10 protein-coding genes and 1 tRNA gene are annotated in these 11,756 nt (G+C 68.0%); 10 read left to right on the top strand and 1 reads right to left on the bottom strand.

The genetic code is table 11. The features are described 5' to 3' along the window. Nucleotides 1-124: 124 nt before the first annotated feature. From AC6F7H_RS22230 to AC6F7H_RS22195, 8 genes are all read left to right on the top strand, one after another. Entirely contained in the window at nt 125-2,422 is a 2,298-nt protein-coding gene (locus tag AC6F7H_RS22230) for an FdhF/YdeP family oxidoreductase (protein WP_500758666.1), read from the top strand. Nucleotides 2,423-2,508: 86 nt separating this feature from the next. Further along, nucleotides 2,509-3,012, top strand: coding sequence for a PaaI family thioesterase (locus AC6F7H_RS22225; protein WP_500758665.1), 504 nt, complete (start codon nt 2,509-2,511; stop codon nt 3,010-3,012). 301 nt (nt 3,013-3,313) lie between these two features. Then, nucleotides 3,314-3,553, top strand: a complete 240-nt coding sequence (locus tag AC6F7H_RS22220) for a hypothetical protein (protein ID WP_500758664.1) — start codon at nt 3,314-3,316, stop codon at nt 3,551-3,553. A gap of 700 nt (nt 3,554-4,253) precedes the next feature. Next, the gene (locus AC6F7H_RS22215; protein ID WP_500758663.1) at nt 4,254-5,486 is read left to right on the top strand and encodes a branched-chain amino acid ABC transporter substrate-binding protein; all 1,233 of its coding nucleotides are present in this window, start codon (nt 4,254-4,256) and stop codon (nt 5,484-5,486) included. Nucleotides 5,487-5,594: 108 nt separating this feature from the next. Beyond that, nucleotides 5,595-6,527 carry a branched-chain amino acid ABC transporter permease gene (locus AC6F7H_RS22210; protein WP_500758662.1) on the top strand — a complete coding sequence of 311 codons (933 nt, stop codon included), beginning with the start codon at nt 5,595-5,597 and terminating at the stop codon, nt 6,525-6,527. Nucleotides 6,528-6,532: 5 nt separating this feature from the next. Further along, the gene (locus AC6F7H_RS22205; RefSeq protein ID WP_500758661.1) at nt 6,533-8,356 is read left to right on the top strand and encodes a branched-chain amino acid ABC transporter permease; all 1,824 of its coding nucleotides are present in this window, start codon (nt 6,533-6,535) and stop codon (nt 8,354-8,356) included. A 5-nt stretch (nt 8,357-8,361) separates the two neighbouring features. Then, a complete protein-coding gene (locus AC6F7H_RS22200; RefSeq protein WP_500758660.1) occupies nt 8,362-9,261 on the top strand; it encodes an ABC transporter ATP-binding protein in 900 nt (299 codons plus the stop codon). Further along, nucleotides 9,258-9,974, top strand: a complete 717-nt coding sequence (locus tag AC6F7H_RS22195) for an ABC transporter ATP-binding protein (RefSeq protein ID WP_500758659.1) — start codon at nt 9,258-9,260, stop codon at nt 9,972-9,974. Before AC6F7H_RS22200 ends, AC6F7H_RS22195 begins: the two co-directional genes overlap by 4 nt. Before the next feature lie 76 nt (nt 9,975-10,050). Here the strand turns inward: AC6F7H_RS22195 and AC6F7H_RS22190 are convergent, their stop codons facing one another. After that, on the bottom strand, nt 10,051-10,707 hold the full coding sequence (locus tag AC6F7H_RS22190; protein ID WP_361450721.1) for an ANTAR domain-containing response regulator: 657 nt from the start codon (nt 10,705-10,707) through the stop codon (nt 10,051-10,053). 104 nt (nt 10,708-10,811) lie between these two features. Here AC6F7H_RS22190 and AC6F7H_RS22185 point away from each other — a divergent pair. Next, nucleotides 10,812-10,886 (top strand) — tRNA-Leu (locus tag AC6F7H_RS22185). 105 nt (nt 10,887-10,991) lie between these two features. Then, complete coding sequence (locus AC6F7H_RS22180; protein WP_500758658.1) at nt 10,992-11,747, top strand: helix-turn-helix domain-containing protein; 756 nt, start codon at nt 10,992-10,994, stop codon at nt 11,745-11,747. Nucleotides 11,748-11,756 lie beyond the last annotated feature (9 nt).

The following is an 11,756-nucleotide window of genomic DNA, read 5'->3' as shown; positions in this document are numbered from 1 at the left end:
CGGCACCGGGAGCGCCCTGACCGGCCCCCGAATCCTCCGGCCTCCGCCCGGCCCTCTTCGTCGTCACCGCCGCGTGCGAGGATCGGAGGCGTACGTCACACGTGTACGCGAAGAGGAGTGCGCGATGGCCACCAAGCCGCCCAAGGGTGATCCGGTCCAGGACGCGCCGCAGGTCACCGAGCCGAAACACGCGGCCGCGGGCCTCACGGCGATCGGCCACAGCCTGCGTATGGCGCACCGGCAGATGGGCGTGAAGCGGACGGCGCTGACCCTGCTCAACGTCAACCAGAAGGACGGCTTCGACTGTCCGGGCTGCGCGTGGCCGGAGCCGGAGCACCGGCACACCGCGGAGTTCTGCGAGAACGGCGCGAAGGCCGTGGCCGAGGAGGCCACCCTGCGCCGGGTCACCCCCGAGTTCTTCGCCGCGCACCCCGTCGCCGACCTGGCCGGCCGCAGCGGCTACTGGCTGGGCCAGCAGGGCCGCCTGACCCACCCCGTGTACCTCCCCGAGGGCGGCGACCGCTACGAACCCGTCACCTGGGAGCGCGCCTTCGACATCGTCGCCGAGGAGATCGCCGCCCTCGGCTCCCCCGACGAGGCCCTCTTCTACACCTCCGGCCGCACCAGCAACGAGGCCGCCTTCCTCTACCAGCTCTTCGCGCGTGAGCTCGGCACCAACAACCTGCCCGACTGCTCGAACATGTGCCACGAGTCCTCCGGCTCCGCCCTGTCCGAGACGATCGGCGTCGGCAAGGGCAGCGTCCTGCTGGAGGACCTCTACAAGTCCGACCTGATCATCGTCGCCGGACAGAACCCCGGCACCAACCACCCCCGCATGCTGTCCGCCCTGGAGAAGGCCAAGGCGAACGGCGCGCGGATCATCACCGTCAACCCGCTGCCCGAGGCGGGCCTGGAGCGCTTCAAGAACCCGCAGACCCCCAAGGGCCTCACCACCGGCGCCGCCCTGACCGACCTGTTCCTGCAGATCCGCCTCGGCGGCGACCAGGCCCTCTTCCGCATCCTCAACAAGCTGATCGTCGACACGCCCGGCGCCGTCGACGAGGACTTCGTCCGCGAACACACGCACGGCTACGAGGAGTTCGCCGAGGCCGCCCGCGCCGCCGACTGGGACACGACGCTCACCGCGACCGGCCTCACCCGCGGCGACATCGAGCAGTGCCTGCGCATGGTCCTCGAATCGAAGCGCGTCATCGTGTGCTGGGCGATGGGCCTCACCCAGCACAAGCACTCCGTGCCCATGATCCGCGAGATCGTCAACTTCCTGCTGCTGCGCGGCAACATCGGTCGCCCCGGCGCGGGCGTCTGCCCGGTGCGCGGCCACTCCAACGTGCAGGGCGACCGCACCATGGGCATCTTCGAGAGACCCGCACCGGAGTTCCTGGACGCCCTGGAGAAGGAGTTCGGCTTCGCGCCCCCGCGCGAGCACGGCTACGACGTCGTACGGGCCATCCGCGCGTTGCGCGACGGGCGGGCGAAGGTGTTCTTCGCCATGGGCGGCAACTTCGTCTCCGCCTCCCCCGACACGGAGGTCACCGAGGCCGCGATGCGCCGGGCCCGGCTGACCGTGCACGTGTCGACCAAGCTGAACCGCTCGCACGCCGTCACCGGCGCGCGCGCCCTGATCCTGCCGACCCTGGGCCGCACCGAACGCGATCTGCAGGACAGCGGCGAGCAGTTCGTCACGGTCGAGGACTCCATGGGCATGGTGCACGCCTCCCGCGGCCGCCTCGAACCGGCGAGCAAGCACCTGCTGTCCGAACCGGCCATCGTGTGCCGGCTGGCCCGCCGGGTCCTCGGCGCGGACAGCAAGGTCCCGTGGGAGGAGTTCGAGAAGGACTACGCCACGATCCGCGACCGCATCGCGCGCGTGATCCCCGGCTTCGGGGACTTCAACGCGCGCGTGGCGCACCCCGGAGGGTTCGCCCTCCCCCACGCCCCGCGCGACGAACGACGCTTCCCCACGGCCACCGGCAAGGCCAACTTCACCGCCGCGCCGGTGGAGTACCCCGAACTGCCCGAGGGGCGGCTGCTGTTGCAGACGCTGCGCTCGCACGACCAGTACAACACCACGATCTACGGCCTGGACGACCGCTACCGGGGCATCAGGAACGGCCGCCGCGTGGTGCTCGTCAACCCGCAGGACGCACGGGAACTGCGGCTCGCGGACGGCTCGTACGTCGACCTGGTCGGCGAGTGGAAGGACAGCAACAACGGCGACGACATCGTGGAGCGCAGGGCGCCCGGTTTCCGCGTCGTGCACTACCCGACGGCCCGCGGCTGCGCCGCCGCGTACTACCCGGAGACCAACGTCCTGGTGCCGCTGGACGCGACCGCGGACACCAGCAACACCCCGGCCAGCAAGTCCGTCGTGGTCCGTCTGGAACAATCGGCGACCGACTGAGCGTTTGCTCAGTGGCCACCGCCGCGGTCGCGGCGGCGCCGCAGTGCCGTATGCCGTAGTGATCACGACGAACGGAGCCGGGCCCCATGGGAGAGCAGCAGCACGTGAAGTTCCCGCAAGAGGTCATCGACGAGTACGCCGCGCTCGGCGTGGATCTGCAGGCACTCTTCTCCGCGGGCCATCTCGGTACGCGCATGGGCGTGCAGATACTGGAGGCCTCGGCCGAGCGGGTCGTCGGGACGATGCCGGTGGAGGGCAACACCCAGCCCTACGGACTGCTGCACGGCGGCGCCTCCGCCGTACTGGCCGAGACCCTGGGCTCGGTGGGGTCGATGCTGCACGGCGGCAGCTCCAAGATCGCCGTGGGCGTCGACCTCAACTGCACCCACCACCGGGGCGCCCGCTCCGGCCTGGTCACCGGCGTCGCCACCCCGGTGCACCGGGGGCGGTCCACGGCGACGTACGAGATCGTCATCAGCGACGAGGCGGACAAGCGGGTGTGCACCGCGCGGCTGACCTGTCTGCTGCGGGACGTGAACCCGGGCGACAACCCGGGCGACACGGAGCGGGCGGCCGACGCCACGAACTGACCGGTGCGTGAGGGTGCGGGGGCGGCCGTGCGGCCGCCCCGCACCCGTTTCCCGGCACGGCCCGGCGTCATCACGGCCCCGCACCACCGTCGCCCGCGGGCGGCGGACGCCCTGCCGTTTCGGACATGAGAGCGGGAAGAAGGGTCCTTCGGCCCGCCGGGCGGGCTCTCACCCCCTGCTCAGTTCCTGACGGTCGTCCTGGCCGCCGACTGCGGGCCCGTCCGGAGCCGGCCACACCGGCACCCCGTCCCCGCCCACACCCCCGCCGTCACCCTCGGCAACCTCCGCCGAGGACGTCTGCGTGCGCCTCGTCGCCCACCGGTCCCGCGAGGTGCTGGAGGGCACCGCCTACGACGACCACCGGTCGATGGGCCTGTCCAACGGCCGGTACGGCACCCCGCGCGCAGCGGTGGACGCCGCACGCCCCGTCAGAGAACGCCAAGGTCCCCAGGCCGCACATGCGGTGATCGGCCGTCAGGTACACGAGGCCCGCACCGAGCGGTACCGCACCGGCGCACCGGGCCCGGATCCCCGGCGATGAGCGGGGCGGCCCCGCGGAACCACGCCCACCACTCCCCGCTGCCCGCTGAAACCGCAGGTCACACCCCTCGAAACAGGGAACCGGAACCTCGTATTCAATACCGGACTCCGGGCGGAATCCGGCACTAAGACCACTGTTACGGTGATATCCCGGCGGTACACGGCCTTTCCGCGATCCCCACCCCACGCAACCCCCTTTTCGGACAAAGAATCGGCCCTCTTCCACAAGATCACCATCAGGCCTGCGCACCGCGGAGGGCAGAAACGTTTCACCGAACGTCGAACTCCCCTTCCCGGCCGTAACTCTACGTATTACGTGTGCAATACAGGCATTCCGCTTCGCCTCCGGATCACGCCATGCGCAGGACTTCCCCCAGGCCACACAGGTCGCCCGCAGCAACGAATTCGAGTAATCACCAAAACGGCTGATACACCTGAACGCCCCCCACCGGGTCCTGCGGTTTCTCATGATGCGGACGGGGCAAAACGGCGAGAATTCAGCCGTTCCCCCCACCGAGTACCGCTCTGCAATACGTCGTGTCATAACAAGAGAGTCACAGCATTGGCCAGACCCTCCTCCATATTCCCCACGCCCGCTTAGAGTCACGGCCAGTCACCGCGCCGCCTGATTGTCACTTCGGCCCAGCGCTCGACTCGGCCGTTTCCACCGGGAAACGGCCGTCAGGGGAAAGGACTGGATCGTGCGTCAACGTTCGCTCATCGCCATCACCGCCACACTGGCGGCGGGAGCACTCACCCTCACCGCCTGCGGCTCACGCGACGACAACGGCGGCAGCTCGGGCTCCGGCAGCGGTGGCACCACCGTGGTCATCGGCGTCGACGCGCCACTGACCGGCGACCTGTCCGCGCTGGGCCTCGGAATCAAGAACTCCGTGGACCTCGCCGCCAAGATCGCCAACAAGGAGAAGCTCGTCGACGGCATCACCTTCAAGGTCGAAGCCCTCGACGACCAGGCACAGCCCTCCTCCGGCCAGCAGAACGCCACCAAGTTCGTCGCCAACGACGAAGTCCTCGGTGTCGTCGGCCCGCTGAACTCCTCCGTCGCCGAGTCCATGCAGAAGGTCTTCGACGACGCCAAGCTCGTCCAGGTCTCACCCGCCAACACCAACCCCGCCCTCTCCCAGGGCACCGACTGGCAGAAGACCCAGACCCGCCCGTACAAGTCGTACTTCCGCACCGCGACCACGGACGCCATCCAGGGCCCGTTCGCCGCCCAGTACCTGTACAACGACTCCAAGAAGCGCAAGGTCTTCGTCATCGACGACAAGAAGACCTACGGCGCCGGCCTCGCCGCCACCTTCACCGCCGAGTTCAAGAAGCTCGGCGGCAAGGTCGTCGGCACCGAGCACATCGACCCCGAGACCAAGGACTTCTCCGCGGTCGCCACCAAGGTCAAGTCCTCCGGCGCCGACGTCGTCTACTACGGTGGCGAATACCCGCAGGCCGGCCCGCTCAGCAAGCAGATCAAGGCCGCCGGCGCCAAGATCCCGCTCGTCGGCGGCGACGGCATCTACAGCGCCGACTTCATCAAGCTCGCCGGCGCCAGCGGCACCGGCGACCTCGCCACCTCCGTCGGCGCCCCCGTCGAAGAACTCCCCTCCGCCAAGGAGTTCGTCGCCAACTACAAGGACGCGGGCTACAAGGAGGCCTACGAGGCCTACGGCGGCTACAGCTACGACTCCGGCTGGGCCATCATCGAGGCCGTCAAGAAGGTCGTCGAGGACAACGACGGCAAGCTGCCCGACGACGCCCGCGAAAAGGTCACCGCCGCCATGCAGGACGTCTCCTTCGACGGAGTCACCGGCAAGGTCTCCTTCGACGAGTACGGCGACGCCACCAACAAGCAGCTCACCGTCTACGCCGTCGAGAACAACGACTGGAACGACGTCAAGTCCGGCACCTACACCGGCTGACCCAGCCGCACCCACCGAGCCGCGCGGGGCGCCGCACCACAGGCGCCCCGCGCGCACTCACATCCGGCACCATCCATCGAACTTTCCGAACGTCTCGGAGGACATGCGGTGAACGAACTGCCGCAGCAGCTGGTCAACGGCCTGCTACTGGGATCCATGTACGGGCTGGTCGCCCTCGGCTACACAATGGTCTACGGCATTGTCCAGCTCATCAACTTCGCCCACGGCGAGATCTTCATGACCGGCGCCTTCGGCGCACTCACGGTCTACGTCTACATCCTGCCCGACGGCACCTCCATGCTGATCGCCCTGCCGCTCATGCTGATCGGCGCCATGATCGTCTCCACCACCGTGGCCGTAGGGGCGGAACGGTTCGCCTACCGGCCCCTGCGCGGCGGCCCCCGCCTCGCCCCCCTCATCACCGCCATCGGCCTCTCCCTCGCCCTCCAGCAAGCCGTATGGGCCTGGTACCCCGAAGCGAAATCCGCCCGCACCTTCCCCGGCATCCCCGGCGGACCCTTCGAAATCGGCAACGTCACCATCCAGACCGGCGACATCTTCGTCCTCTGCGCCGCCCCCCTCAGCATGGCCATCCTCGGCTACTTCGTCATGCGCACCCGCACCGGACGCGGCATGCAGGCCACCGCCCAGGACCCCGACACCGCCAAGCTCATGGGCATCAACACCGACCGCATCATCGTCGTCGCCTTCGCCCTCGGCGCCGTCTTCGCCGCCGTCGGCGGCGTCGCCTACGGCCTCAAATACGGCCAGATCGACTTCCGCATGGGCTTCATCCTCGGACTCAAGGCCTTCACCGCCGCCGTCCTCGGCGGAATCGGCAACATCTACGGAGCCATGCTCGGCGGCCTCGTCCTCGGCATCGCCGAAGCCCTGTCCACCGCCTACATCTCCGACATCCCCGGCATGCAGCAGTTCGGCAGCCAGTCCTGGGCAAACGTCTGGGCCTTCGTACTCCTCATCCTCGTGCTCCTCTTCAGGCCCCAAGGCCTCCTCGGCGAGCGCGTCGCGGACAGGGCGTGACACCGATGACCACACAAACCACCACGCAGACCCCCGGCTCCCCCACCGCCGAACCCCCCAAGGGCCTCATCGGCATCCCGGAGAACACCGGCCGCGCCCTCGCCACCGCCGGCGGCGCCCTCACCGTCATCTCCACCTTCCTCGCCTGGACCTGGACCTCCGCGTTCCCCGGCGACCTCACCGTCTACGGCTACCCCGGCGGCCTCCAGGTCCTCGTCCTCATCGGCGGCTCCCTCACCACCCTCCTCGGCCTCGCCTCCCACAACACCAAGGGCCTGCGCTGGCTCACCCCCGCAGGAGCCGACAGCGCCATCAAACTCGCCGCCACCGGCACCTTCGCCACCGCCTGGTACACGATCATCGCCATCAGCGCCACCCTCGGCGGAGTCGTCCACCTCGAACCCGGCGCCTGGATCGCGGCCGTCGCCACCCTCACCGCACTCCTCGGCGCCCTCGCCCTCCCCTTCGAACGACCCGAACCCGACCCCCACGACCCCGACGACACCGGCTGGGAACAGTTCCGCCACCACACGCGGCACTCCTTCACCACCCTGCGCGCAGCCGTCGCGAGCGGCCGCACCCGGCCCGCCCGCCCCCTGCCCGCCTACGCCGAGACCCTCATCATCGTCGCCGCCCTCGCCGTCGGCCTGCTGGTCTTCACCTACGGCATCGGCACCTCCTACGACGAACTCTTCGTCGGCTTCCTCATCACCGCCGGCTTCGGCTTCGCCGCCCTCGCCAAAGCAGGACTGATCAACCGCGTCTCCGCGCTCACCGCCAAACACCGCAACGTCACCCTGGTCGGCGCCTTCGTCGCCGCCGCCGCCTTCCCCTTCACCCAGTCCGACGACCAGTACGCCACCATCGGCGTCTACATCCTCATCTTCGCCACCGTCGCCCTGGGCCTCAACATCGTCGTCGGCCTCGCCGGCCTCCTCGACCTCGGATACGTCGCCTTCCTCGGCGTCGGCGCCTACACCGCCGCCATGGTCTCCGGAAGCCCCTCCAGCCCCTTCGACATCCAACTCCCCTTCTGGGCCAGCGCCCTCCTCGGCGCAGCCGTCGCCATGGTCTTCGGCGTCCTCATCGGAGCCCCCACCCTCCGCCTCCGCGGCGACTACCTCGCCATCGTCACCCTCGGCTTCGGCGAAATCTTCCGCCTCGCCGTCCTCAACACCGACGGCACCTCCGGACCCGACATCACCAACGGCTCCAACGGCATCTCCTCCATCCCCAACATCAACATCCTCGGCTTCGACTTCGGCCAGGAACACACCATCGCCGGCTTCACCATCGCCCGGTTCGCCAACTACTTCCTGCTGATGCTCCTCATCACGCTGATCGTCGTCGTCGTCTTCCGACGCAGCAGCGACTCCCGCATCGGCCGCGCCTGGGTCGCCATCCGCGAAGACGAAACCGCCGCCCGCGCCATGGGCATCAACGGTTTCCGCGTCAAACTCATCGCCTTCGCCCTCGGCGCCACACTCGCCGGCCTCGCCGGCACCGTCCAGGCCCACGTCACCTACACCGTCACCCCCGAGCAGTACATGTTCGCCCACGTCGTCCCGCCCAACAGCGCCTTCCTCCTCGCCGCAGTCGTCCTCGGCGGCATGGGCACCATCAGCGGACCCCTCGTCGGCGCCGCCCTGCTCTACCTCATCCCCGCCAAACTCCAATTCCTCGGCGACTACCAGCTCATCGCCTTCGGCCTCGCCCTCGTCCTCCTCATGCGCTTCCGGCCCGAAGGCCTCATCCCCAACCGGCGTCGCCAGCTCGAATTCCACGCAGAGGCCGAAACACCCACAGTCCTCAGCAAGGCAGGGGCCTGACCACCATGACCACCACCGACACCACCACCCAGAACGCCCCCACCGGCGAAACCATCCTCGACGCCCGAGGCGTCACCATGCGCTTCGGCGGCCTCACCGCCGTCCGCGACGTCGACCTCACCGTCAACAGCGGCGAAATCGTCGGCCTCATCGGACCCAACGGCGCCGGCAAGACCACCTTCTTCAACTGCCTCACCGGTCTCTACATCCCCACCGAAGGCGAAGTCCGCTACAAGGACAAGGTCCTGCCCCCCAAGTCCTTCAAGGTCACCGCCGCCGGCATCGCCCGCACCTTCCAGAACATCCGCCTCTTCAGCAACATGACGGTCCTCGAAAACGTCCTCGTCGGCCGCCACACCCGCACCAAAGAAGGCCTCTGGTCCGCCCTCCTGCGCGGCCCCGGCTTCCACAAGGCCGAAGCCGCCTCCCGCGAACGCGCCATGGAACTCCTCGAGTTCGTCGGCCTCGCCGACAAGGCCGAACACCTCTCCCGCAACCTCCCCTACGGCGAACAACGCCGACTCGAAATCGCCCGCGCCCTCGCCAGCGAACCCGGACTCCTCCTCCTCGACGAGCCCACCGCCGGCATGAACCCCCAAGAAACCCGCGACACCGAACAACTCGTCTTCGCCATCCGCGACAAGGGCATCGCCGTCCTCGTCATCGAGCACGACATGCGGTTCATCTTCAACCTCTGCGACCGCGTCGCCGTCCTCGTCCAAGGACAAAAACTCGTCGAAGGCGACGCAGCCACCGTCCAGGCCGACGAACGCGTCATCGCCGCCTACATCGGAGAACCCATCGCGAACGACCCCGGCGCCGAAGAAGCAGCCGAAGTCGAAGCCGCGGAAGCAGCCGCCGAGGCCACCACGGACGCCGCGCCCGGCAAGGAGAACGACCGATGACCGCACTGCTCGAAGTCGAAGACCTCAAAGTCGCCTACGGCAAGATCCAAGCCGTCAAGGGAATCTCCTTCAAGGTCGAAGCCGGCCAAGTCGTCACCCTCATCGGCACCAACGGCGCAGGCAAAACCACCACCCTGCGCACCCTCTCCGGCCTCCTCAAGCCCATCGGCGGCCAGATCAAATTCAACGGCAAATCCCTCAAGAAGATCCCGGCGCACGACATCGTCGCCCAGGGCCTCGCCCACTCCCCCGAAGGCCGGCACATCTTCCCCCGCATGACCATCGAGGACAACCTCCGCCTCGGCGCCTTCCTCCGCAGCGACAAGGCAGGCATCGAGAAAGACATCCAGCGCTCCTACGACCTCTTCCCCATCCTCGGAGAACGCCGCAAGCAGGCCGCAGGAACCCTCTCCGGCGGAGAACAGCAAATGCTCGCCATGGGCAGAGCACTCATGTCCCAGCCCAAACTCCTCATGCTCGACGAACCCTCCATGGGCCTCTCACCGATCATGATGCAGAAAATCATGGCCACCATCGCCGAGCTGAAATCCCAGGGCACCACCATCCTGCTCGTCGAACAGAACGCCCAGGCCGCCCTCTCCCTCGCCGACCACGGCCACGTCATGGAAGTCGGCAACATCGTCCTCTCCGGAACCGGACAGAAACTCCTCCACGACGAATCCGTCCGCAAGGCCTACCTCGGCGTCGACTGACCCCCACCCACCCCAGAAAACCCCGAGGCCCGCGCCCCACCAAGGGACGCGGGCCTCACCCATACCGATCTCTTCTCTAACCCTTCGCCGCCTTCTTCTCCGCCGCGTCGTCGATGACCGCCTGCGCCACCTGCTGCATCGACATCCGACGGTCCATCGACGTCTTCTGGATCCACCGGAACGCCGCCGGCTCCGACAACCCGTACACCGTCTGCAACACCGACTTCGCCCGGTCCACCAGCTTCCGCGTCTCCAGCCGCAGACTCAGATCCGCGACCTCACGCTCCAGCTCCCGCAACTCCGTGAACCGCGACACCGCCATCTCGATCGCCGGCACCACATCACTCTTCGAGAACGGCTTCACCAGATACGCCATCGCCCCCGCGTCCCGCGCCCGCTCCACCAGATCACGCTGCGAGAACGCCGTCAGCATCAACACCGGCGCGATACTCTCCTCGGCGATCTTCTCCGCCGCCGAGATACCGTCCAGCTTCGGCATCTTCACATCGAGGATCACCAGATCCGGCCGGTGCTCCCGCGCCAGCTCCACCGCCCGCTCACCGTCACCGGCCTCACCGACGACGGTGTACCCCTCCTCCTCCAGCATCTCCTTGAGATCGAGCCGGATCAGCGCCTCGTCCTCGGCGATCACGACACGGGTCGTCATCGGAGGCACGTGCGACTTGTCGTCGTCGGACGCGTCTACTGGCTGGGGCGACTCGGGGACGCTCACGTGAGGGCTCCTTGGTGCGGGGCAGACCGGTACTGCTGACAAGAGCGTACCCAGCTGCGGTAAGGTGGGGGCACGGCGGGTGACCGCCAGCCTTCGTTTCACAGGCCCCCGTAGCCCAATTGGCAGCAGGCAATGGATTCAAAACCCATACAGTGTCGGTTCGAGTCCGACCGGGGGCACTTTTCCTTCGATTACAAGATTTCCACCCCAAGCGGATGTCCACGTTCTCGTGAACATCCGCCTTTTGCTGCGTGTCACTGTGATCGCTGGCACACGGTGTGCACATGTACGGCATCAGCACCCGCAAGCAAGCACTCGCATTGGTGGCTCAGGGCCGCAGCCTCAATTCAGTGAGTCGTGAGACGGGCATCTCGCGCGCCGCCCTCCGATCCTGGCAGCGGCGCCTGGAGCCCTCCCCGCGCATGGCGGCCCCAGATCCGGGGCCCCCTGCTGATGCGCCTGCGTACGCCTATCTCCTCGGCCTCTACCTCGGCGATGGGTGCATCAGCGCGCATCCTCGTTCCGGCTACTACCTGCGGATCGTCTGCGCGGACGCGTGGCCAGGGTTGATCGAACAGTGCCGTGAAGCCATTCTTCGAGTCCGCCCCGGCATCGGCGTCTACGTCCAACCGAAGCAGGGATGCGTGGCGGTCACCAGCTACTCCCCCTACTGGCCACGGCTCTTCCCCCAGCACGGCCCCGGCAAGAAGCATGAGCGGCTGATCGTCCTCGAGCCCTGGCAGCAGGCGATCGTCGACGCTCACCCGTGGGAGTTCGTCCGCGGTCTCGTTCACTCCGACGGGTGCCGGATCACCAACTGGACCACCCGCGTGGTCGGCGGTGAGCGGAAGCGCTACGAGTACCCCCGGTACTTCTTCACCAACAAGTCGGACGACATCCGGAGGCTGTACACCGACGCCCTGGACCGGCTCGGTGTCGAGTGGACGCACTGCACCCGGGGCGGCGCCCCCTTCAACGTCTCCGTCGCCAAGAAGGCCTCCGTGGCCCTGCTGGACCGCCACGTGGGCCCCAAGTACTGAACCGGGGCC

The organism is Streptomyces sp. MMS24-W38 (assembly GCF_059889265.1).
The sequence above is the reverse complement of the archived record's forward strand: the minus strand, read 5'-3'. Positions and strand labels throughout refer to the sequence as shown.

What these genes read in the sequence shown, in the direction of transcription:
- AC6F7H_RS22230 (WP_500758666.1), top strand. Translation starts at nt 125, where the DNA reads ATGGCCACCAAGCCGCCCAAGGGTGATCCGGTCCAGGACGCGCCGCAG.
- AC6F7H_RS22225 (WP_500758665.1), top strand. Translation starts at nt 2,509, where the DNA reads ATGGGAGAGCAGCAGCACGTGAAGTTCCCGCAAGAGGTCATCGACGAG.
- AC6F7H_RS22205 (WP_500758661.1), top strand. Translation starts at nt 6,533, where the DNA reads ATGACCACACAAACCACCACGCAGACCCCCGGCTCCCCCACCGCCGAA.
- AC6F7H_RS22200 (WP_500758660.1), top strand. Translation starts at nt 8,362, where the DNA reads ATGACCACCACCGACACCACCACCCAGAACGCCCCCACCGGCGAAACC.
- AC6F7H_RS22195 (WP_500758659.1), top strand. Translation starts at nt 9,258, where the DNA reads ATGACCGCACTGCTCGAAGTCGAAGACCTCAAAGTCGCCTACGGCAAG.
- AC6F7H_RS22180 (WP_500758658.1), top strand. Translation starts at nt 10,992, where the DNA reads ATGTACGGCATCAGCACCCGCAAGCAAGCACTCGCATTGGTGGCTCAG.